The 21,840-nt window shown below is 61.1% G+C and carries 17 protein-coding genes and 7 pseudogenes; 17 read left to right on the forward strand and 7 right to left on the reverse strand.

Annotated features, from left to right (window positions below):
• Positions 1-1,297: 1,297 nt before the first annotated feature.
• Complete coding sequence (locus QSV46_RS41555) at positions 1,298-1,534, reverse strand: hypothetical protein (RefSeq protein WP_409997266.1); 237 nt, start codon at positions 1,532-1,534, stop codon at positions 1,298-1,300.
• A gap of 26 nt (positions 1,535-1,560) precedes the next feature.
• Here QSV46_RS41555 and QSV46_RS37210 point away from each other — a divergent pair, with 26 nt between their 5' ends.
• On the forward strand, positions 1,561-1,818 hold the full coding sequence (locus QSV46_RS37210) for a reverse transcriptase domain-containing protein (protein ID WP_314963577.1): 258 nt from the start codon (positions 1,561-1,563) through the stop codon (positions 1,816-1,818).
• Between the two features lie 741 nt (positions 1,819-2,559).
• Here QSV46_RS37210 and QSV46_RS37215 read toward each other — a convergent pair.
• From QSV46_RS37215 to QSV46_RS37225, 3 genes and pseudogenes are all read right to left on the reverse strand, one after another.
• On the reverse strand, positions 2,560-2,694 hold the full coding sequence (locus QSV46_RS37215; RefSeq protein ID WP_314963580.1) for a hypothetical protein: 135 nt from the start codon (positions 2,692-2,694) through the stop codon (positions 2,560-2,562).
• A pseudogene (locus tag QSV46_RS37220) lies at positions 2,636-3,191 on the reverse strand (transposase). Before QSV46_RS37220 ends, QSV46_RS37215 begins: the two are co-directional and overlap by 59 nt.
• Positions 3,076-3,660 carry a transposase gene (locus QSV46_RS37225; RefSeq protein ID WP_314963582.1) on the reverse strand — a complete coding sequence of 195 codons (585 nt, stop codon included), beginning with the start codon at positions 3,658-3,660 and terminating at the stop codon, positions 3,076-3,078. Before QSV46_RS37225 ends, QSV46_RS37220 begins: the two are co-directional and overlap by 116 nt.
• Positions 3,661-3,708: 48 nt before the next feature.
• Here QSV46_RS37225 and QSV46_RS37230 point away from each other — a divergent pair, with 48 nt between their 5' ends.
• The 16 genes and pseudogenes from QSV46_RS37230 (at position 3,709) to QSV46_RS41570 (ending at position 17,923) form a co-directional block, all read left to right on the forward strand.
• On the forward strand, positions 3,709-4,020 hold the full coding sequence (locus QSV46_RS37230) for a hypothetical protein (RefSeq protein ID WP_314963584.1): 312 nt from the start codon (positions 3,709-3,711) through the stop codon (positions 4,018-4,020).
• 288 nt (positions 4,021-4,308) lie between these two features.
• Positions 4,309-4,458 (forward strand): annotated as a pseudogene (locus QSV46_RS37235) (YecA family protein); the annotation flags it as partial.
• On the forward strand, positions 4,454-4,630 hold the full coding sequence (locus tag QSV46_RS37240) for a hypothetical protein (protein WP_314963643.1): 177 nt from the start codon (positions 4,454-4,456) through the stop codon (positions 4,628-4,630). The pseudogene QSV46_RS37235 and the gene QSV46_RS37240, both read left to right, overlap by 5 nt.
• A 34-nt stretch (positions 4,631-4,664) precedes the next feature.
• Positions 4,665-4,819, forward strand: a pseudogene (locus QSV46_RS37245) (transposase domain-containing protein); the annotation flags it as partial.
• Positions 4,816-4,998 carry a hypothetical protein gene (locus QSV46_RS37250; protein WP_409997267.1) on the forward strand — a complete coding sequence of 61 codons (183 nt, stop codon included), beginning with the start codon at positions 4,816-4,818 and terminating at the stop codon, positions 4,996-4,998. The pseudogene QSV46_RS37245 and the gene QSV46_RS37250, both read left to right, overlap by 4 nt.
• Before the next feature lie 101 nt (positions 4,999-5,099).
• Positions 5,100-5,312 (forward strand): annotated as a pseudogene (locus QSV46_RS37255) (IS110 family transposase); the annotation flags it as partial.
• A gap of 740 nt (positions 5,313-6,052) precedes the next feature.
• Complete coding sequence (locus QSV46_RS37260) at positions 6,053-7,645, forward strand: AMP-binding protein (RefSeq protein ID WP_314963588.1); 1,593 nt, start codon at positions 6,053-6,055, stop codon at positions 7,643-7,645.
• 98 nt (positions 7,646-7,743) lie between these two features.
• Positions 7,744-9,828: a 3-hydroxyacyl-CoA dehydrogenase NAD-binding domain-containing protein gene (locus tag QSV46_RS37265; protein ID WP_314963590.1), complete on the forward strand. Its 2,085-nt coding sequence runs from the start codon at positions 7,744-7,746 to the stop codon at positions 9,826-9,828.
• A gap of 593 nt (positions 9,829-10,421) precedes the next feature.
• Complete coding sequence (locus QSV46_RS37270; RefSeq protein WP_314963593.1) at positions 10,422-11,540, forward strand: IS110 family transposase; 1,119 nt, start codon at positions 10,422-10,424, stop codon at positions 11,538-11,540.
• A gap of 371 nt (positions 11,541-11,911) precedes the next feature.
• Positions 11,912-12,628 (forward strand): annotated as a pseudogene (locus QSV46_RS37275) (acetyl-CoA C-acyltransferase); the annotation flags it as partial.
• 559 nt (positions 12,629-13,187) lie between these two features.
• The gene (locus tag QSV46_RS37280; RefSeq protein ID WP_314963595.1) at positions 13,188-14,039 is read left to right on the forward strand and encodes an enoyl-CoA hydratase/isomerase family protein; all 852 of its coding nucleotides are present in this window, start codon (positions 13,188-13,190) and stop codon (positions 14,037-14,039) included.
• Positions 14,040-14,196: 157 nt separating this feature from the next.
• A complete protein-coding gene (locus QSV46_RS41560) occupies positions 14,197-14,490 on the forward strand; it encodes a CoA transferase (RefSeq protein ID WP_409997268.1) in 294 nt (97 codons plus the stop codon).
• A gap of 318 nt (positions 14,491-14,808) precedes the next feature.
• Complete coding sequence (locus tag QSV46_RS37285) at positions 14,809-15,720, forward strand: ABC transporter substrate-binding protein (RefSeq protein WP_314963598.1); 912 nt, start codon at positions 14,809-14,811, stop codon at positions 15,718-15,720.
• A 229-nt stretch (positions 15,721-15,949) separates the two neighbouring features.
• Positions 15,950-16,642 (forward strand): ABC transporter ATP-binding protein, encoded by a 693-nt coding sequence (locus QSV46_RS37290; protein ID WP_314963601.1) that lies wholly within the window; start codon positions 15,950-15,952, stop codon positions 16,640-16,642.
• A gap of 116 nt (positions 16,643-16,758) precedes the next feature.
• Complete coding sequence (locus QSV46_RS41565; protein ID WP_409997269.1) at positions 16,759-16,905, forward strand: oligopeptide/dipeptide ABC transporter ATP-binding protein; 147 nt, start codon at positions 16,759-16,761, stop codon at positions 16,903-16,905.
• A gap of 66 nt (positions 16,906-16,971) precedes the next feature.
• Positions 16,972-17,923 (forward strand): annotated as a pseudogene (locus QSV46_RS41570) (ABC transporter ATP-binding protein).
• A gap of 1,023 nt (positions 17,924-18,946) precedes the next feature.
• Here the strand turns inward: QSV46_RS41570 and QSV46_RS37315 are convergent.
• The 3 genes and pseudogenes from QSV46_RS37315 to QSV46_RS37325 form a co-directional block, all read right to left on the reverse strand.
• On the reverse strand, positions 18,947-19,153 hold the full coding sequence (locus QSV46_RS37315) for a hypothetical protein (RefSeq protein WP_314963613.1): 207 nt from the start codon (positions 19,151-19,153) through the stop codon (positions 18,947-18,949).
• Between the two features lie 20 nt (positions 19,154-19,173).
• A complete protein-coding gene (locus QSV46_RS37320; protein ID WP_314963615.1) occupies positions 19,174-19,845 on the reverse strand; it encodes a nitronate monooxygenase in 672 nt (223 codons plus the stop codon).
• A gap of 1,001 nt (positions 19,846-20,846) precedes the next feature.
• Positions 20,847-21,088, reverse strand: a pseudogene (locus QSV46_RS37325) (transposase); the annotation flags it as partial.
• Positions 21,089-21,840 lie beyond the last annotated feature (752 nt).

The raw sequence follows: 21,840 nt of genomic DNA on the forward strand, positions 1-21,840 counted from the left end.
TCGATGCCTTCATGGAATTCTCCTCTCCCCATCAGGGGATCATAAGTGGAAAATTCCAGTTCAAACTGGCCTCATTTGGCGGGGGCACGTCACCATCGAATTGGCGAACTGCGTGCGCTTGCCGATGAATTGGACGCGCACGCGCGCCAGCATCTGCGCACCCTGCTGCTCGGGACTCTTGGTCGGCACAAAGTCTTTGCGCCTGTCCGCAGACCCGCCGCCTCGCAAATGGCCTCGGTGTCCGTAGAGTCCTAGTCGCCGCGCTGCACGTACCGTTTGATATGTTGCGGCGGGACTGCAACCGGCATGAGGCCGCCACCTCGCCGGGACCTTACCGACAGCGGATTGTCCCGACGCAGGTTACTCAGCTTAATTTGATTTGCTTAGTGTCCATAATATTCGATTGCGGTTACCTGAATAAGGAGACTGCTTCCCGTGCGAAAGTCCAAGTTCATTAATGAGCGGCCGTACAAAGGAGGGTGGGAGTCTCGACCTTCGACCACCTCCGCAAATGATTCGTCACACTCACTATAGGGGGTACGTCATGCCAATCTGATGAATGCTTGTGGGTGCAAGCCCCATCCGGCCAAAGCCGAAGCAGGCAGGCCGGGACCGAGTCGATGCGGGGTGCGGGAATGAGCCTCGAAAGGTGGATGTTCGCGGAGGCCGAGTGTGTTCCCTAAACACGAAGGCAGCATGAGCATCGTCGTTATGCGAGACGATGCCGCTCCGTCGGGGTCGATGGCCGCATCACGCATGGAAGGCAATCATCGGAACATGAGAGGCACGACCGGGTCCGTTGGATTGGTCTCCAACGGGGGGCAGCGGCAAGGCAGTGCCGGAGCCGCGATCCGAGCTGAGGTCGGGAGTCGGACTGGTTCATAGTACCTGTTAAGTCGTCGAAGGAAACGAGACGCATGGAGGGAAGGGGCCAGCCCGAGGGGAGCCCGCGCGAGCACACACACACACCGAAGGCCAGGGTCCGGACACAGAGCCGGGTTGCCTTGCCGCCGAACCTCGAACGGGTGAACGCGGCGGCCAAGCAGGCTGCCTAAACCCGGTTCGCAGCCTTGCTGCACCACGCGAGGACTCTCTGCTTCGGGCGTTTCGACGACAAAAGCGGCAGGCCAGCGCGGGGGTCGATGGGGTAACGGTGGCGAAGTACGAACAGAGGCTCACGGATAACCTCCGCGAGCTCTGCGTACGCGTCCACACGGGTCGCTACCAGCCACAGCCGGTGCGACGAGTCTACATCGCCAAAGTCGATGGCGGTAAGCGGCCTCTCGGTGTGCCGGCGCTAGAGGACAAGATTGTCCAAAGCGCAGTAGCCGAGGTGCTGAGCGCCGTCTACGAGGTCGACTTCCTCGGGTTCTCCTACGGCTTCCGGCCGGGGCGGAATCCTCATATGGCGCTTGCCGCCTTGCACACGGCGATCATGAGCCAGCGCGTCAACTGGGTGCTCGATGCCGACATACGCGTGGCTGCTGCGGATGGTTGCGCACAGGATCGCCGATCCTCGCATCTTGCGGCTCATAGAGCTGTGGCTGCGGGCCGGCGTTCTTGAGAGCGGCGAGAAGCGAGAAAGGGACAGGTGCCCTGCAGGGGGCGGGCATCAGTCCGCTCCTCGCCAACATCTTTCTGCACTACATCCTCGACCTCTGGATCCATCAATGGCGCCGTCGCCGCGCACGCGGTCGCGTTGTGGCCGTGCGCTATGCGGACGACTTCGTCGTGGGCTTTGAGAGCAAGGCGGATGCGCAGGAGATGCTCTTGGCCCTCAAGGCGCGGCCGGCCAGCTTTGGGCCTGATACTTCATGAGGGCAAGACGCGGTTGATCGAGTTCGGTCGGTTTGCGGCCCTCTCGCGTCAACGGCGCGGCGAGCGGCGACCCGAGACCTTCCTTCCTCGGCTTCACCCACTACTGCGGGCGGACCCGCGTGAAGCACAAGACGGAAGGGAAACGCCTGACGCGCAAGCTGACGGCGTTGCGCCAGGAAGCCTGGCGGCTCATGCACGAGTCACTGGCCGCCCGGCACGAGTGGTTCGCCGCACTGCTGCGTAGACACTACGGCTACTACGGCAGGCCGCACAATTATCCAGCGCGCTCAACGGCTTCTATCGCGAAGTGCGTCGGACTTGGCTCTGCTTCTGAGACGGCGCAGTCAGAAAAGTCGGCGCCTGGGCTGGTCGGAGTTCGAGACCCTGACGGCACGCTTCCGTCTGCCCGTTCCACGCATCACTCGCACTTAATCGCAGGCGCGGATATGACGCGGGTTACCTCGGGGAAGAGTCGGGTGCGGGAAAGCCGCCCGCCCGGATCTGTGAGGGCGAAAGCCAAATGGCTGAGCTACTCGACCATTCCTCAATCCCTCGCTCGACGGGAGTGGACGCGTGTCTCACCCAAGCCTGTGAAGCAGCCGGCCGTTGTCGGCTGAGAGGTTGGGATTTCGCTGGAGCCTGTGGCGCACGGATGTATCGTCTTGTCATGGCGATTGGTCCCGATTCTCTCCCGTGAGCTGATGGCTCTTGGTTCGCCCGGAGACCATGCGTTCCAGCACGTCAGTCCAGATCGGCCTGCGGATCGAACTCATGGAGTTTTGCCGTGTTCACGATCGACGCCAGGATCGCCCAGCTCTCAGCACCGCCTTCGCTGCCGCTGAACAACGAGTTGCGCCTCATGCCAATCGGGCGCATGGAACGTTCGTTCGACCGTATTGCTGTCGACCTCGACGCGGCCGTCGCGAAGAAACAGCGTCAACCCGTCCCAGTGATTGAGCGCGGAGTTGATCGCCTCCGCCAGCTTCGACTGCAGAAGAGCTGGTCGACATCTCGGTCAGTCGCGCCTTGAGCGCCGCCATCAACGGTGCGCTCCTGGTGCGCCGGACGGAAAGCCGCCGCTCGGCACTAATGCCACGGATCTCCGCTTCGATGGCATAGACCGCCTGCAGGCGTTCGATCATCTCGCGCGCGAATGGCGATTGGGTCGTCTTGTAGACGTTGACAAATTTGTCGCCGGGCATGGGCGAGACAAAAAGCAAGCTGGATCGCACCGCCATGACCACGGGCGAGCGCCTTTTAGGCCGCATAACCATCGACCTGCAGAATGCCGAGGCGATCTCCTCGGTGCCGCGTCTGTGAGTGAACACATAGGCAACCGCCGGCGGCGAGGGGCCGCCCCATGGTCGGTACATGCATGGCATGTGCCCAGAACTGGCAGATGCGGGTGCGATATCGTCCGGGATCGAGCACCGGCGTTGGGCTCTCATCGCAGAACACGCGCGGCGAGGCCTGGATGGTGCGCAGCTGAAGCTCGTAGAGGCTCCTGAGCCAACAGGCCGCACGCTTCTGCCCAGCCGGCCGAGTCGCGCGGTCGAGATGTGCAGCCTGGCCGGCCCGAATTTGCAGTTGTCGGGACAGCGGCAGATACCAGGCGAACTTCGAGACCACCAAGTGGCTCACGAGTGCGGTCGAGGCCATGCCGCTCTCGATCAGGCGCGGCGGCACCTGCGCTTGGACCACACCATCGGTGCAGCTGCCGCAGCCATATTTGGCTCGGATCGTGCGCAGCACCCGCAGGATCGCCGGGATGATGTCCAGCACCTCGCTGACGTCCTCGCCGATCTTGTGGAGCTGACCCTCGCAGCACGGGCGGGCCGTCACCCCCGGCTCCAGCACCTGTTCGCAGCGCGGTGCTTTGGGAGTGCGCCGATGTTGCGGCGCGCGCCTTCTTGCGCATTTGCCGGGCGGCTTCGCCGCAGGCGAATCGTCATTGGCCTGCACGCGCAACATGGCGTCGGTCTCGAGATCGCCCAGTTCAAGCGGGAGTTGCTCGTCGACGGCACCGCAAGTCGCTCCGAGCGCTTCCCGAAGATCATCTCCTTGAGCGTCTGCATCGCCACAGCTTCTCGTTCTCGGCGTCAAGCGCGAGCACCATCTCGGTCAGAGCTGACGGATTGGTCACGAGCTGATGGCCTGAACTGGAAGGCGGCCCGCCAGCACGCTGCGCAGGCCGCCGCGTGAGCCCACGTCGCCATAAAGCATCGTCGTCCATGGCGCGCGCGATGCCGATTGCGGACCTTGAGCGATGGCTCCAGGCTCCCGTCGATTAGCATCCTGCCGCCACCAACCTCCCCATGCTCGACGTTACGCCGCCGCCGATTGTGGCCGGACCAGTGTCGATGAGTCCGCTCGACTCGATCTGCCCGCTGCCCGCTGCTCGCCATCGACGCCGATGCTTTCAACTACGGCGGCACCCCGGAGTTCGCCGCGATCTCCGCCGTCGCGCTGCGCCATAACGAGATCAGCCAGATCCTTTCCACCACGCCTAGCCAGTTCGCCCCGATGCACCGGCGTCAACCCAATGGCGAAGTCGATCCCCGGCCATGGTGTCAGGGATTCTATGCAGCGATGCGGCTCAGGCTGTCGGCGTGGGCGCCGCTGCTCGATGCCAGCAATGTCAATCACGGCCTGCTTCTGCCCATGCAGCACTGTCGCGACGATCAGGAGCAGCCGACTGCTCGGACCACCACAAAGCGGCCGCGAGACCCGGCGCGCCTACGCCGATATTCCGCCGGCCGTCGAGGCCATCCGCCAGTACTTGATGCCGATCCGCTACGCGCGCGCCCGCTGATCACCGCAAACGTGGGACCTCATACCGGTTACGCCTGATCGTCACGGCCAAAATGAATGGTATGGATCCGCAAGCCTGACTCACGGACATCCTTGCCCGCATCGCCGCCCATCCGGATCATCGGCTGGACGAACTGCTGCCCTGGAATTGAAACCACCGACTACAGCAGTCTCCGCTCGAGCGGCATGACCACGCACATCAACAAGGTCCATCACGTCACAACCATAACCCAGGCGGCGAAGGACCTTGGTGAAGACGAAGGTTGGCTGCGCGAAATCGCCATAGAAATGGAGGCGAGCCATTCACGGTCATCATCGTGCCCCAGCGATATGAGCTGGCGCCTCGAGACCGTGCCGGGGCAGGCGTGATCGGGCCCACGACCATCGCTTCCATCGTTGCCCCAATCGAATGCTGCCGCGGCACAACTCCGATCTATGCTGCAAAATCGCGAGCGGACTTGAACACACTCGATCGGCTTGGCGGCGACTCCGAGCAAGGAGATCGCTATCTCCGACGATTGCTCGTCATCGGTGCAACTGCCGTTGTTCGGCACGCCGGCAGCATCTGCAAGCATCCCTGGGTCACGAGGCTGCTGGCCAAGAAGCCGGCCAAGCTCGTCGCCGTTGCCGTTGCCAACAAGACGGCGCGCATCGCTTGGGCGATCATGACCAAGAGAGGATAGTATCGAGCGCAGGAGCTTGCCGTACCCGCCTGCAAAGGCTTGGCAATGTGAGCGTGAGGCGAAAGAATCGAATCGCGAGGGTGATGATGGGGGGATGCGAAACGGTCGAGCCGTCGGTCGGGACAACCCGCTTCTGGGTCATGGGCATCAAAGCCCGTGCGAATGGTTGGGACTCTGATCCGCGGATTACATTAGGGCTAGCGGTCTTAGTGCCAAGCAGACTGGTCGGCTACATGATTTGCACCCGACCGCAAGCCGAACGTCCATTCTTCTCGCAACGCGGGCGTCGTCCACACATGGCGCGTCATCGCGGAAGAATAGTCAGTGCTCAACCCTCGAGGGTTCATCGGCATACTCTCCGAACGGCATCTCCACTGCATCTCGAAGGCTCGGTGAGACGGAAATCGGTTGCTACCAAATGAACTCGAGGATCTTGCGCTCCTCGTGGAGATTTCAGCCTCTGTTTTCGGTCCGAGCTGATGCCAAATGTCTCTATCACGACGTTGTCGTCCCTAGAGGGCCGGATTGCGCTTGGCAGGTGTCCGGCGCAAGGCCTCCGCGATTCTCGCCTCGGCGACATAGCTGATTGCGCCCCTCCTCTTGTTGGTAGTGATGCGTCAGCTCGATGCGATTTATAGAACAGCGTACGATTCTGAGCCTCTGGGTGTTGGGATCAGACGGGGCGCCGATTGTCCCAGTTCTGGATACAACGAAAGCGAGTTTAGTAGCGGAAAAATGATATGTCTGAAAACATGATCTCCTTGAGCGAGAAGCTTTCCCGCCGCGCGCGGGCGGCACCGTATGGCCGTGCTCTTAGTTGCGGCGAGACCACCCTCACCTGGGGCCAACTTGAGGCGCGGACCAACCGCATCGCTCGCGCCCTGGAGGGGCTGGGCGTTAAGCTCGGCGACTTAGTCACCATCGGCCTGCCGAACGGCATTAACTTCATCGAGGCCTGCTGGGGCATCTGGAAGCTGGGCGCGACGCCACAACCAGTGTCGTTCCGGCTGCCGAGTGCAGAGTTGCAGGCCGTAGTCGACCTCGCCGACCCGCCGGTCGTGATCGCCATGCCTGGCCTCGAGACAAACCGGCGGCGTGTAGCGGTCGAGGACCTGCTTGCGCTATCTGCCGATGATCGGGCAATCGAGCCGCGCGTGGCACCGGTCTTGATGGCTCCGACCTCCGGGGGCTCGACCGGCCGGCCCAAGCTGATCCTCTCCGGCTTACCCGGAGTGACCCTGGCTGAACCGAATGGCCCAGGCACCTGGCGCCTGGGACTAGGCGAAACAGCGCTGATTCCCGCACCACTTTATCATGGTGGGGTTTTTGTCTGCGCCTTAGACGCCATGGTCCGGGGTGCCCATCTGGTGCTGATGTCGCGCTTCGAGGCCGAGGGCGTCTTGTCCGAGATCGAGCGCCGCAAGGCGAGCTGGGTCTACCTGGTGCCCACCATGATGAGCCGCATCTGGCGGCTGCCTGAAGAGGTGCGAGCCCGCTACGATATCTCATCCCTGAAGACGCTCTGGCACTTCGCTGCGCCCTGCCCGCCCTGGCTCAAGGAGGCCTTCATTAACTGGCTAGGCCCCGAGGTAATTATGGAGATCTATGGCGGCACCGAGGCCCAAGCGTGGACTATCATCACCGGAAGCGAGTGGCTCGATCACCGCGGCTCCGTCGGACGCGTGTACGGAGGCGAAATGAAGGCGTTCGACGCCGACGGAAACGAACTGCCGCCGGGCGACGTTGGCGAAATCTATATGCGCCGTCCGGAGGGCTCGCCGCCCTCGTACACCTACCGCGGCGCGACGGCGCGCACTCTACCCGCCGGCTGGGAGAGCCTTGGGGACATCGGCTATTTCGATACCGACAGTTATCTCTATCTCGCCGACCGGCGCACCGATATGATCCTGGTCGGCGGCTCCAATATCTACCCGGCCGAAGTCGAGGCGGCGATCGAGGAGCATCCGCTCGTAATATCGAGCGCTGTGGTTGGGCTGCCACACGATGACATGGGCTCATCCATCCACGCCATCGTCCAGGCTCGCGCGGGCCTGACCGAGGACGAACTGCTAGCGCATGTGGCCGAGCGCCTGGTGACCTATAAGCTTCCTCGCACGATTGAGTTCGTCGCTGAGCCTCTGCGCGACGAAGCGGGCAAGCTGCGGCGGACGCAGTTGCGTGACGAGCGTGTCGCCCGGAGAAGTCCGCAGTCGCACACGCTTAACCAGGACCGCGAAGTGAGGCAGCGCCATAGGGACTCTTTACGCGAAGAGAGCCGCAAGTCGCCAGAACGTGCCGAGGGGCTGCTGACGCCTGATGCCCGAAGTGAATAACTGTGATCGACGCCGGCTTTCGGAGGTGTTGATCGTAACTGGCGGCTCGCCTCGCGCGCAGGTGAAGTGAATGGAAACCAAAAACAAAAAGGTGCCACGTGGATAACGTCGTCAAACTCGAATGTCATGACGTGATCGTCGTTATAACGATTGACAGTCCTCCCGTGAATGCCCTGAGCTCTGCGGTATGTGGCGGTATCCTGCAATGCGTGAAAGCCGCGATCGCTGATCCGCAGGTGAAGGCGATCGTTCTGACCTGCGCGGGCCGTACCTTTATTGTGGGAGGAGATATCACCGAATTTGACAAGCCTCCGAAACCGGCGGGGTGGGACGAGTTGCTGGCTTCCTTGGAGAGCTCGCCAAAGCCTATAGTTGCTGCGATCCACGGCAACGCTCTGGGTGGCGGGCTGGAGCTGGCGTTGGTCTGCCATTTTCGGGTCGCGACCAAGGATGCCAAGCTCGGCCTGCCCGAGGTCAAGCTGGGCTTCTTGCCTGGCGGCGGCGGAACGCAGCGCCTGCCCCGCGCGGTGGGGCCAGAGCTTGCGGTCAAGATGATCGTCGGCGGTGATCCGATCGGCGCGGCGGATGCGCTCGCGAATGGGTTGATCGAGGAGATCGTCGACAGTCCAGCGGCGGGCGGTGAAGCATTCGCCCGCAAGGTGCTCGCCCAGAAGCGCCCGCTGCGCGGTCTGCGTGATGATGATTCCAAGATCGCAGCCGCCAAGGCAGACCGCTCTATCTTCACCAATTCAGTCGCCGCACTCACCAAGAAGGCCCGCGGTCTGGAGGCGCCGTTTGCGGCCGCCGAGGCCGTCGGCTATGCCATCGATCTCCCATTCGACGAAGGCCTGAAGAAGGCGCGCGAACGTTCCGTCAAGCTCGTCCCCAGCGATCAGTCCAAGGCGCAGCGCTACGCCTTTTTCGCCGAGCGCGAGGCCAACAAAGTCGCGGGCGTGCCGGAGGGGACGAAGGGGCGGCCGGTCAACCGCGTCGCCATTCTCGGCGCCGGCACCATGGGCGGCGGCGTTGCGATGTCCTTCGCCAATGCCGGGATTCCCGTCACTCTGATCGGGACCGGCGAGGAGCGGCTCAAGCGCGGCATGAATATTATGCAGAGGAACTGGGAGGCGACCGCGGCGCGCGGAGGCATCCCGGCGGACGCACCGGCCAAGCGGATGGCGCTGATCAACGGGGTCGTGGGTATCGAGAATGTTGGCAACGCTGATCTCGTGATCGAGGCCGTGTTCGAGACCATGGCGGTGAAGAAGGAAGTTTTCGGCAAACTCGACCAGTTTGCCAAGCCGGGCGCGTTGCTCGCCTCCAACACGTCTTATCTCAACATCGACGAGATCGCAAACTCGACGAAGCGTCCGCAGGACGTGCTTGGCATGCATTTCTTCTCGCCCGCTCATGTGATGAAGCTATGCGAGATCGTGCGCGGCCCGCGAACTGCACCGGACGCGCTAATGACAGCGGTCGAGATTTCGTCTCAGATTGCCAAGGTGCCGGTGGTCGTCGGACTCTGCGATGGGTTCGTCGGCAATCGGATGTATGATCAGGGCGGCAAGCAGGCTGGGAAACTGTTGTTTGACGGCGCGCTGCCGCAACAAGTCGATGCAGCCCTCACGAAATTTGGAATGCCTATGGGGCCGTTTGTGATGGGCGATTTGGCCGGCAACGATATTGGTTGGCTTTCGCGCAAGGATCGCGGGGTCAAGTCGGAGATCGCTGACGCGCTCTGCGAAGCCGGCCGTTTCGGGCAGAAGACCGGCAAGGGATGGTACAGGTATGAGGCAGGCTCTCGGACGCCAATCCCAGATCCCGAGGTCGCAATGCTGATCGACCACACTTTGACTCGGCTTGGCCGAAAGCGCCGCGCTGTGAGTGAGGAGGAGATCATCGAACGCGTGATGTACCCGATCATCAATGAGGGCGCGCGCATCCTCGAGGAAGGAATCGCTGCGCGAGCGGGCGACATCGACGTGGTCTGGCTTTATGGCTTCGGCTGGCCAATCTATCGCGGCGGGCCGATGTACTACGCCGACCAGATCGGCCTTGATAAGGTCCTCGCCAAGATGAGAGAGCTTCAGGCGGCCGTGGGCGACGAATTCAAACCGGCCGCCCTGCTGGAGAAGCTGGTCGCCGAAGGCAAGAAATTCGCTGATTTTGAGCAACCAGCGTAGTGGGGACCTTGGCGAGCGAAGCAGACGAGTGCGGAAGAGTTCGGTCATCCTCACTCTCCACGTCTTGTTCCCTAGGTTCTCACCCGGGGCGGCGCCGCGGTCTGTGCCTTCCAACAGAGAATGATAGGACCCTATCAACATGCGTGAAGCCGTTATCATTGCCGCCAAGCGGCCTCCCATCGGCAAGGCCTATCGCGCCGCGTTCAACAACACCTAGGGCGCGACCCTCGGCGCTGAGTCAATCCAAGCGGTCGTCACCCAGGCCGGTGTGGATCCGGGCGAGATCGACGATGTCGCCATGGGGCGGCGATGCAGCAGGGCACGACCGGCTACAACAGCGCGCGCCTCTCATGGCTGTGGCGACCGCGGCCAAGTATCTCCTCAATGACGGCGCCCCGATCCGCCATCGGCGCCGGCATCGAGTCGATCAGCCTGGTGCAGAACGACAAATCGAATCGCTTCATGGACCGCCGAGCTCGTGGCCGAGCGCTAGACTGTATGTCCCCTCCACAAAATGAGGCGACTCACCCTCGATGTTGCGACGAGGGTTGCCTGGATGGACCGGGCAGAGCCTCAAACAAGGAGGGCGAGTCGTGGGTCATCATACCGAGGTCTTTGTCGGAATCGATACGTCAAAATCGCGCAATGCAATAGCCATTGCCGATGGCGGCCGTGGCGGCGAGGTACGATATCTCGGGGAGTTTCCTGCCACGGAGGCAGCGATCCGAAAGCTGGTGGCAAAGCTTGCAGCGAAATGCTGTCATCTGACGTTTTACTACGAAGCAGGGCCGACAGGATATGGCCTCTACAGACTACTCAAGAGCCTCGGCCATGACTGCCTGGTGGTGGCCCCCTCGCTCGTTCCGAAGAAGGCCGGTGATCGAGTGAAGACGAACCGGCGCGATGCGGTAAGCCTCGCCAAGCCGTTGCGCGCGGGCGAGCTCACCGCAGTGTGGGTGCCGGACGAGCGCCATGAGGCTATGCGCGATCTCTCGCGCGCCCGTCAGGCAGTGAAGAAGGACCTCCAGGGCAAGCGTCAACAGATCTCGTCATTGATGCTGCGGCTGGGACGCATCTATCCGGGCAAGACAACGTGGGGACCCGCCCACATGAGATGGCTGATGTCGCAGAAGCTCGAGCATCGCGAGCAGCGCATCGCATTCGAAGAGTTACTTGAGGGGATACGCCAGGAAAGTGAGCGAATGGAGCGTTTGGAAGATGCCATCCGCGAGGTAGTACCCGAGTGGTCGCTTGCCGAGATTGTCGCGGCCCTGCAAGCGATGCGGGGGATTGATCTCATTGCGGCTGTGGGGGTGCTGGTCGAGATCGGTGATCTCTCCCGCTTTCAAAATCCGCGCGAGCTGATGAGCTATCTGGGTCTGGTGCCCACGGAAAACTCGACTGGCGACAAGGTCAAGCGAGGCGGCATCACCAAAGCCGGTAATGGGCGGGCGCGACGTATTCTTGTGGAGGCGGCCTGGAGCTATCGATATCCGCCGCGCGTAAGCCGAGACAAGCAGCCAAAGGTGGAGGCCGCACCGAGACGCGCGCGAGAGATTGCGTGGAAAGCGCAAACCAGATTGTGCGGACGCTTCCGCTCACTCGAGCGGAAGGGCAAGCGGCGAACCGTAATCGTCACGGCGATTGCCCGAGAGCTATCCGCCTTCATTTGGGCAATCAATCGCGAGCTCATGCCACCTCGACAGGCGTAACGTCGTTGGGGGCTGTGGACCGCTCGAGTCGTGAGGTGCGCTCGACCGGCCCACAGCCCTCTTTGTTGCAATCAGGATCAGGGTAGTCGCAGACATCAATCGTGCAGAGGTGAAGGTGGGACCACGGCAGGGGAAATCCTGAAACCCATTATGTGGCCGATCATCCGATCTACGCCCGACGCTAGACCAGGGACAGCCCCAGACGAAAAAACGGAAATGCGGTATCCAACCCGCGCATCAGAGCCTGTTCACCGACGTCTTCGGGTTCCGCCTTCTCCTCTGCACGATCCATCGGCGCAAGAACTTCACGATGAGTCCACGTGGAGATGGGAAACCGCGCGTTGTGTGCTTGACTGGGGATATCAGAGTGGATATCCCGCGAGGCGCAGGACGAGTACGCCCTAGAATCCCAGCGGCGGACGGCCTACGCACGGTCTGAAGGTCGCTTTGCGAACGAAATCACGCCAATGACCACGATCATGAAGGTCGTGCTCAACAACGCGAGACGACCAACAAGGAGGTCACCATCGCCGCAGATGAGGGCAACCGACCGCTGAGCACGCTTGAGGATCTCAAGAAGTTGGCTCCAGTGTTTAAGGGCGGCCGCTATGTGAAGGAAGGCAAGTACATCACCGCCGGCAACCCCAGCCAGCTCGCGGACGCCGCTGTCGTGGTACTCCAGATGGATCGGAAGCAGGCCGAGAGGCGCGGATTAGGGGCGCTCGGAGGCCTATCGGGGCATGGCAGTGGCCGGCTGCCGGCCGGAGCAAATGGGCATCGGCGCGGTCTTCGCAGTCCCGAAGCTGCTGGAGCGCAATGGGCTTAAGATCGACGACATCGATATCTGGGAGCTGAACGAGGCGTTCGCCAGCCAGGTGCTCTACTGCCGCGACAAGTTAGGCATCCCCAACGAGAAGCTGAACGTTCCCCGTGGCTCGATCTCCATCGGCCATCCGTATGGCATGAGCGGCGCCCGCCGCACCGCCCACCTGATGTACCAGGGCAAGCGCCGCGGCGCGAAGTACGGCGTCGTCTTTATGTGCGTCGGCGGCGGCATGGGCGCGGCCGGCCTGTTCGAGATCTTCTGAGGAAGGCATGAAGAAGGACCTGCTGCGTTGTGCCAGGAAGAGAGGAGCGGACCATAAGCGTGTATTTCCTGACCTGCGGTCGGGTCGAACGAGGCGCCTTTGGCCTTTAACGGCAATCGTGCTGTTGAGGCCCACCTCGAATCGACAGTCCAGCTGAGCGACTTTCGCTCAGCGGAGTCGTGGCCCTCAATTGAAAATTCGGCTCGGCGGCTCAGGAGGTTGGGGCGCCGTTCGGAAAGTCACCGGCGATGTGTCATCGCCATGACGGCGGTGCTTCGACGTTGTCCAAAATATGCGGCACATAGGCGCTGCCTAAAGCCTTCAGGGGGCGAAAGGTCCACTTGGCGCCCATCTGCAAAACACCTCAGCGCGCCGCGAGGCTGCGCGCGCTCGTTATCGGCGCCAACCGCACGATGGCGCGCAATTGCTGCGTAAATCATGAGCAAATGGGTAAACTCCGACCGGATACAATGCGAAGATCAAATCGTGGGATGCCTTCAGGGCGTCTGCAAAAACGCATGCTGATCGCTGATCGAGAACAAGTTGCGGTGTTTTGTCTATGAAAGAAGAAGTCGCTGCGAATGGAGGCGGCCGGCTCGAGGAGGGTGCTTGGAAGCATCTCATCGTCTCGCGCCAGGGCCCAATCGTCGAGGTTGCGCTGCACCGACCGGGTGCCCGAAACGCCTTGAACGCCGCTATCATACAAGAGTTGACCGCGGTGGCGCGTCTGCTCCGGCGCCGATCGGACGTGCTTGCCGTTATCCTCGCTGGCGGCGAGGATAATTTTTCGGCTGGGGCGGACCTTTCTCCGGGCGACGCGCGCGCCACGACTCAGCGGAGCAGAGTCCCCACTCTGCTTGAGGCGCGGGAGGCGATAATGACGGGGCCCGACCTATGTCGGGCATGGGAGGAGATCGAGGCCGCGACGATCGCTGCCATTGAGGGCTATTGCCTCGGCGGCGGATGCGCGCTCACGATGGCTTGCGATTTCCGCATTATGGGAGAGGGTGCCTATATGCGCCTGCCCGAGATTCCGCTCGGCATGAACATGAGCTGGAACAGCATTCCCAGGATCACGACGCTTGTCGGGCCGTCACGCGCGAAACGATTCGTCATACTCGGCGAGGCGGTCGACGCCGGCACGTGCGTTGGCTGGGGTATGGCCGACGAGGTGGCGAAGAAGGGCGAGGCGCGCGAGCTAGCCAGAGCATGGGCCGCCAAAATCAGCAAGCTGCCGCCGGTCCCGGTACGCATGACAAAAGAAGCGATCAACGCTCAGGCGACGGCGACCCATCTGATCAGCAGCTTCGCCGACCGGGACCAGTTCCTCCTGACGTCGCGAACGGAGGATTACAAAGAGGGTATCGCGGCCTTCCTAGAAAAGCGCAAACCTGCCTTCCGGGGGAATTGAGGCGATGGACGCCTACGGCGCCGCGTCACGAATCTTTTTGGTACCTTCGAGGGCCCCTTGGGGCGGAGCGCGGCGCGATGCGGTTCGAACCGCGAACCTGCTGGGACGATCACCGAGCGTCTTCTGCAGCGCCGACTTGCTCCGATCGGAGCTTCGGATGAGCCGGCAGCCTCTCACCGGCGTGCGGGTCCTGGAGATCGCCGACGCTGCCAGTGGTGGATTCTGCGGCCGCCAAGTTTCGCAATGGGGCGCCGAGGTGGTCATGCTCGAGCTGCCCGCGGGCGGCGCACTCCGCAGCCTTGGCCCAAGCGGCTGTTTGCCGCCGATCTGTCCAAGGCCAAGTCGCGCGGCGCCCAGAACGGCTTCACATCCGACGCCTATATCCCGCCGCATCTTATTCGCGGAGAGCTCGCCGAGAAATGGGAGTGGCTCAAAAACGGGTTGCAAATGAAGATCACGCTGCGCAAGGACGTCATGTTTCCTGAGAAGCCCGGCGTGATGCAGAGGCGCGAGCTTGTTGCCGACGATGTGGTGTATAGCTTCAAGCGAGTGGTCGGCAGCCGGCTATCAAAACGTACTTCGACTACGTCAAGGACGTTCGCGCGGAAGACAAGTACACGGTCGTGTTCGAGATGTCGAAGTTCAACGCCGAGTGGAAGTACCGCTTCCGCTACGGGTACTACTCCGGATCATGCCAAAGGCTCGTTGATGCGGGCGCCACGAACTGGAAGAACGTCAACGGCAGCGGCCCGTTCAAGTTGACGTTTACGTGCCGGGCAATTCGCAGGTGTACGAGACGAATCCCGACTACTGGGACTCCGAGTCGATCGACGGAAAGGAGTTCAAGCTGCCCTACGTCGACAAGATCACCTACCGTATCATCAAGAACGAGGCGACCCGCGTCACTGCGCTACGCACGGGTAAGCTGGATCTCATGGAGTACCTGCGGCGGCAGGGCGCCGAAGAACTGAAAAAAAGCACGCCGACGCTGAAGTCGAGCCGCTCGCTTAGCATGAGCGGCACGTTCCTATCGATGCGCGTTGACCAGAAGCCGTTCGACGATATCCGCGTCCGTCGCGCCATGAATATGGCGGTCAATAAGGAAGAGATCATCAAGGCGTACTACAACCGCAATGCGGAGCTGTTCGCCTACCCGCAGCATCCTGAGTACACCGGCTACTTCCAGTCGTTGAGTGAGCAACGCCCAACGTGCTGGAGCTATTCAAGTACGATCCGGCGAAGGCCAAAAAGATTTTTGACCGAAGCGGGCTATCCAAACGGCTTCACCTTCAACACCCAGGTCTGTTCCTCCAATGCGGACCACATGGACTTCGTTCCGCTTGTTGCAGCCTATCTCGAGCAGGTCGGCGTGAAGATGGAAATCCAGCCGATGGAGTATGCGGCCTTCCTGTCGATGATGACACCCAGGACGCTTGCGGCGGGCTATTTCACGAACAATGGTCACACCGCTCCGACGCCGACGATCCGCAAGAGCTTCACATCCGGGCAGATCTTGAATACGTCCCAATGGAGCGACCCGAAGCTCGATGAGCGGATGGAGGCGGCCTACCAGGGGCGGGACGAGTTCAAGCGTCAGGCTGCGCTGCGAGCGATGACCACAAGGCGCCGTACGTCTGGCTCCCAACCCCCGACAACTTCACCGCATGGTGGGCTTGGGTGAAGTGCTACGAAGGCGAGCTGCGCGCGGGCGCCGAGCGTCCGGGCCCGATCTATGCGCGATCTGGATCGATCAGGATCTAAAGAGGAAGATGGGTTACTGAGCGAACGCCGCGGTCACATCGATGCAAACAAGCGTTGGGCCATCGCGCCAGCGTGATTTGGGGACTTCGGCCGTTCTGCTGCGGAGCGCTCATGGTAAAGGTTGCATACTAAAGGTTCGGAATCTTTCATTGAGTAAACCCCTTCTGCAAGTCCGCAACCTGACCACCAAGTTCGGTAATGGGCCCAGCGCGATCACCGCCGTCAACAATGTCTCGTTCGAGGTCAACGCGGGCGAGACCGTCGCCATCGTCGGTGAAAGCGGCTCCCGCAAAAGCGTGACCGCCCTGTCGATCCTGCAGCTCGTGCCCGATCCGCCCGGGCGCATCACGGACGGCGAGATCCTGTTCGACGGCGTCGACTTGACCAAGCTGCAGGAAGAGGAGATGCGCGCGATCCGCGGCAACCGAATCGCAATGATCTTCCAGGAGCCGATGACGTCACTCAAGCCATCGCTAACCATCGGCCTGCAGATCGCCGAGCCGATCAACCTGCACAAGCAGCTGCCGTGGCAAAAAGCCTACGACAAGGAGAGGGAAGTGCTCGATCGCGTGCAGATGCCCGACGCCCTCAGCCGGCTTTCGGCTCATCAGCACCAATTCTCCGGCGGCATGCGGCAGCCCATCATGATCGCAACGGCGCTCGCCTGCCAGCCGAAGCTGATCACCGCCGACGAGCCTACCACCGCCCTTGACGTGACCGTGCAGGCGCAGATCCTGGAGCTGCTGAAGGAGCTGACGCGCGAGACTGGATCGGCGCTGATGCTGATCACGCACGACCTTGGCGTGGTCGCGCGCTACGCCGACCGGGTCTGCGTGATGTAGGGCGGCAAGATCATTGGGACCGCGAGCGCGCTCGATCTCTATGCCAGGCCGATGCATCCCTATACGCGCGGCCTGATGGCCTCGATACCCCGCCTCGACGAGCCGGCCGGCGGCTCGTGCCCATCAAGGGGCAGCCGCCGAATCTCGCGCAACTACCGACCGGCCGTTCGTTCAATCCGCGCTGTGGCCAGGTGGTGGACCGTTGCCGGCGTGACGTTCCCGAGCTGATGAAAGCGACCGAGAACCACATGCACGCCTGCTAGGTGGCCGCCCATGTCTGATGGGTCGACACGCGAACAGAACCCGCAAAGCACGGCGGCGCAAACGTCATTCTCGACGTGCAGAACGTGAGGATTCATTTTCCCGTGTACGGTGGCTGGTGCAGCGCGAGGTCGGTAAAGGCCGTCGACGGCGTGTCATCCCAGGTGCATGAGGGCGAGACGCTCGGCCTCGTTGGAGAGAGCGGCTGCGGCAAGTCGACCACGGGCCTTGCGGTGTTGCGCATGCTTCCTGACACATCTGGGAAGATCGTTTAAGGCGTGGACATCACCGACACAACCAGAACCGGATGCGGATAATGCGAGGCGCATCCAGATGGTCTACCAAGATCCCTTCGGCTCGCTCGATCCGCGCATGACGGCCGGCGGTCTCGTCGGCGAGCCGCTGGAAATTCACAAGCTTCACGGCAACAGGGCCGATCGTCGCGCGCGCGTGATGGAGCTGCTCGAGATGGTGGGCCTGCGGCACGACAGGATCGACCGCTATCCTCACCAATTCTCCGGCGGTCAGCGGCAGCGCATCAGCATTGCGCGTGCACTCGCGGTCGAGCCGCGGTTATTGGTCCGTGATGAGCCCGTATCAGCCCTCGACGTGTCGATCCAGGCGCAGGTGGTCAACCTGTTCAACAATTGCAGGAAGAGCTCGGAAACCCGACGATCTTCGTCGCTCACGACCTCGCCGTGGTGCGGCATGTGAGCCAGCGTATCGCCGTGATGTATCTCGGTACAATCGTCGAGATCGTCTTCGCGCGACGAACTCTATGCGAATCCGAAACATCCCTACACCAAGGCGCTGATGAGCGCCATTCCGATCCCAAATCCCATCTTTGAGGCCAGACGCAGCCATCAGACGATCCAAGGCGAGGTGCCGAGCGCACAGCGCCCACCGCCGGGCTGCCGCTTCCATCCGCGCTGTCCGCATGCGATGCCGGTATGCAAGGAGAAGATGCCGGAACTGCTTCTCGAGGGAAGCAGATTGGTCGCGTGTCATCTGTTCCCGTAAGGGCAAGTGCAACTTTGAGCTCATGACGAGCTTCTTAGGGCGGTCGCCGTCACCTGGGTTATCGGCGCGCCCGCAAATTGATCGTAAAGAAGAGCATTGGTCAGCCCTTCCGTTTTGATAAGTCGACGCATGCATTTGGAAGACCAATCTTCCGACGCAAGATTGGATCGGAAGCAGCTTTCAGTAACCCTGCGACGATAAGACCCGCACTTTTCCCTGCTACAACCGTCGAATCTCCAATGCTCGGATTTGCCAAAGTTTCATCGCGCTGATTGCATCGTCCTCGTCGAGAGTCATGAAAGCGTCCGCTGTGCGAGAAAAGTATGCGCGAAGCAGTGAGAAGGCTCGTAGCACTTGGGCATCGTCATCAGGGTCGATTGCCATGACCCACTTTTCACAGAGTTCCCGCCGTGCGCTTTCGAAGAGGCGTGCTGCACGCGGGGGCCATAAGAGTGAAGAAGTGACAATCAACTCCCAATAGTACCGAGAAGTGCCGGCAACGGAAGCGGCGACGCCTGATTGAACAAAGACGTGAGTAACAGACAGGTATCTAGGTGCTCAAGACGCGGCAAAGAATGTCCGTATTGACCGACTGCTAGTCTAGATAACGGAATGCGCACGGGCCGTACGTGTTGGTCGCGCGGCAATTGTTACGGTCTCGGCTTGCCCAAATCTCATCTGCAGTTCATTCCACGATGGGGTTCTGCATCAAAGGGGTGAAACTCGCCTGATCTGTCCGCCGCATTGGCGGAAGTTGGCGATTTCTTCGGCAGGGCAGGGGTAATTCTTGTTTATCTAGCGGGCGAAGATGCTGCTAGCTTGGATCGAACGAGAGCGGGTCCGTAAACGGATGTGCGGGAACGCGCGAAAACGACCGTTCTCGAATTTGTCCCCTTTTTACGCGGGTGATCGCGTGCGTCCAATAAAGTTCCCAGGGATACGACGTGCGATCGAGGTAACGCTCTCCGCCAAATTGGAGCACGTGCATGGCCTCTCTCCTCACCTTTTCGACATCCCACGAGTTCAATTGTCGTCGGCGCCGGTTGGGTTTGTCCTGGCCAACGGACCGGAGCACCTGCGACAAGTAGCGGTGCAGGACATCCAAGGAAAGCTCGCGAGCTTTGCGATCGAGAACTTCTGCACGATCGCGACGACGTGATGTTCACTGACCGAAAACGTCACCGGGTCTTTCGTGAACGTCCAAGCGGGTTTCAGGGCCACGTCGGCCATATTCGAGCTCCGGAATGATCTCACACTCTTATCATTGTGCTGGCCATATGCGACGAGAACGAGCGTTCGCCAACGCCGCTTCGTACTCTCCAGTGATTTCCTTGATAAGGTCGGCGGCACCCATCACCGAGGCGAACGCCTGACACTGCATGACCAGCACTCCAGATATTGCCCAAGTGCGGCGGACCTTCGCTAGACGTCAAACTGCCAGCGCTCTGCCTTGCGCGCGCCTCGGACACTGACTCGACAAGTTTTGAGGTATCGAGACCGGCCGCCACGATTGAGCTCCGCAACACGTTCGCATTGAGTCCCCAAAATGCGTTGGTTAAAACGATCTCTTCAATCGTGCTATCGAGCAACATCTGACGATAGGTATCGCTTGCCCTGCGTTCCAAGGTGGCATTGAAGCGAGTGCCCATACAAGCGAGCTCGCACCCAAGCATGCGCGCTGCCGCTAGTGACATACCATCTGTCATGCCACCCGCAAGTACAATTGGACCATCGAATATGGCGCGAACCGCGCGAACAAAAGCAAACGGATTGGCCCCTCCGGTATGACCTCCCGCACCGGCTTCGATGGCCTTTTCAGCATGGTGCAGCGAGGCAATGTCGGCGAACACAAAACATCCGATTCCGTGCAAGGAATCGACTGCAGCGGCCGGCGATCCGACGCTGGTGATTACAATCTCCACCTTGTGTGGGTAAGACAGGCAAGATCATCCCTGAACCGCCGGTGACGGACCATGAGCGTTGGGCAATGCGTCGCGTGGGCTGATCCACCCTTGCGAGATCACGTTTAATTCTAACTAAGCTAGTGATCGAGCTCCTCGACCGATCGGGCGTTGGTGGTAGGAAACGCGCTGATGGCACCCGACCGGCAGACCGTAGTCACATGGTCCACCCCGGACACATCAGCCATGGGCGTGATGATCAGGGGTACAGCCAGCCGGGAACAAAGAGCGTCGGACAACCTGCCACACCCGTATACTGCAGTCACAGCTATTGTCCTTTGAGCAGGGTGGTGTTTCGCGAGAATTGTCTTCTAGCGTTCCTGCCGCTCTTCCGGGTCACGAGCGCATCGACGGTTGGGAGTTGCGACATACGTGGAGCATTCGTGGCATTAGGTAGTGTCCACCGATTGATCAATTGCAGAGTTCGATGCGAAACGCTTCGGTGCCGATCTTATAAGCCAAGCTGACAAGCTAAAGCGCTGTTAGTGGCGGCTGGCGAGAATAGATTGTGGAAGTATCGCGAACCCCTCGAATGGATTTTTGATCAACGTGATGCTTACCCAGATGGACCTGGCCTTCAGCACCAATCAATCGCATGCTCCTGAAACCCACTCAATTACTAAGCCTGAGAGTTGACTCGGGCGCACATGGTAAGTCGCTCGAATCGGGTGCAGGAGCATGGGGTTGACCCATTCTCGGCAGTGTCTATGTGTTCTTGGCGCGCCGGCGGATTCTTGTGACGGTCGGCGCGGAGCCCATCAATGTAATCTTCCGGTGGCCAAAGATCGAGTACGGCGCGACACTTCGGTCGATAGCGCAATTGTCGGGAGCAGGCGAGACACCGGCTTCATCAAAGCGGGATAGTTCTTAGCGATACCGTGGGGAAGTAGACCAGGAGCGTCGAACGCGTCGCCAGATGAGGATGCATGTGCTCTGCTGTGAGCGAAGCCGTTTCTGACGACCTCGGGACGCCAAAAGCGCTGCTGCTTGCCGAGCCGCGGATGCCGATATGTCCAGCCGCTTTCGACCAGCATGTGACCCGTGCGGCCGTGACCGGCGTTGGTGATACCGGCACGCCTGACAGTCTCTCCGTTTGATCGCTCGGCCGGCACCAAACGGAGATCGTCCATGGCCGATGCGGACTCTCAAAGTGGCTTACGTCACCAACCTCGGCGGCCATTGTCACCGCGACGCTTAGATCAATCGTGCCCGCACGAGTGGCTCTAAAGACTAGGCCGGGGCGAACTATCGATTGTGCGTTCGGGATGTATCCGCTCCCTCGCTAGGCGAACCGCTTCGAGCATCTTCGCGAACTCCTTTCATGAAAATGGTGAGATCCACCGGCTGGCAACTGCAGACCGGTCACGAGTACGTCTGGCCGGCAGGCTTGCTAGATCATGTGCGCGGATCGGACGATAATCCGCCACTGCTCGGGTCGCCTACCAGACAGCGCGCCGCACGGCCGATCCGCGATCTGACCAATGAGCGGCGGCGTTTCGATTGCCGCCGCTGTTCGTTCTGCTTCGGAGGCAGGGCGAGCGCCTTAGGGATCAATCGGACCTATCGGCCTCATCGGGAAGAGGGGCTCGCAGTCCGGAAGGGGCGGACCCGCTGTAAGAATGTGGGAGTGCGTGCTTCGATGCTGGTCTTGGCCAGACTCAAGTCGCTCGACCTGTCCAATCAGCTGGCCACTGGCAGCAACCTCCGGGTACTCACCATCCCCGAAATCAGCGCCGCCCTTCGCGGGACTCCACTCGTCCGGGCAAGTCCAGCAACAATGCCTCCGTCGAAGACTTCAAAGGGCGCTTCCGGGCTGAGACCGCTCTTGCGATGCCGATAGTTACTGCACTTTCGCATGATCAACACCTTCCAGTTACTGATTGAACGGCCAGCGAGAACAGCCGCCGATAATGGCATGTTTCGGGGGATCTTGAGCATGGATTTCGCTGGCTTTGG

The organism is Bradyrhizobium cosmicum (assembly GCF_032290525.1).
In the GTDB taxonomy this organism is placed as follows: Bacteria; Pseudomonadota; Alphaproteobacteria; order Rhizobiales; family Xanthobacteraceae; genus Bradyrhizobium; species Bradyrhizobium cosmicum_A.

What these genes read in the sequence shown, in the direction of transcription:
- QSV46_RS41555 (WP_409997266.1), bottom strand. Translation starts at nt 1,534, where the DNA reads ATGAGCCGCAAGATGCGAGGATCGGCGATCCTGTGCGCAACCATCCGC.
- QSV46_RS37215 (WP_314963580.1), bottom strand. Translation starts at nt 2,694, where the DNA reads ATGCGCCCGATTGGCATGAGGCGCAACTCGTTGTTCAGCGGCAGCGAA.
- QSV46_RS37230 (WP_314963584.1), top strand. Translation starts at nt 3,709, where the DNA reads ATGTTGCGGCGCGCGCCTTCTTGCGCATTTGCCGGGCGGCTTCGCCGC.
- QSV46_RS37240 (WP_314963643.1), top strand. Translation starts at nt 4,454, where the DNA reads ATGTCAATCACGGCCTGCTTCTGCCCATGCAGCACTGTCGCGACGATC.
- QSV46_RS37250 (WP_409997267.1), top strand. Translation starts at nt 4,816, where the DNA reads ATGACCACGCACATCAACAAGGTCCATCACGTCACAACCATAACCCAG.
- QSV46_RS37260 (WP_314963588.1), top strand. Translation starts at nt 6,053, where the DNA reads ATGTCTGAAAACATGATCTCCTTGAGCGAGAAGCTTTCCCGCCGCGCG.
- QSV46_RS37280 (WP_314963595.1), top strand. Translation starts at nt 13,188, where the DNA reads ATGAAAGAAGAAGTCGCTGCGAATGGAGGCGGCCGGCTCGAGGAGGGT.
- QSV46_RS41560 (WP_409997268.1), top strand. Translation starts at nt 14,197, where the DNA reads ATGAGCCGGCAGCCTCTCACCGGCGTGCGGGTCCTGGAGATCGCCGAC.
- QSV46_RS37315 (WP_314963613.1), bottom strand. Translation starts at nt 19,153, where the DNA reads ATGGCCGACGTGGCCCTGAAACCCGCTTGGACGTTCACGAAAGACCCG.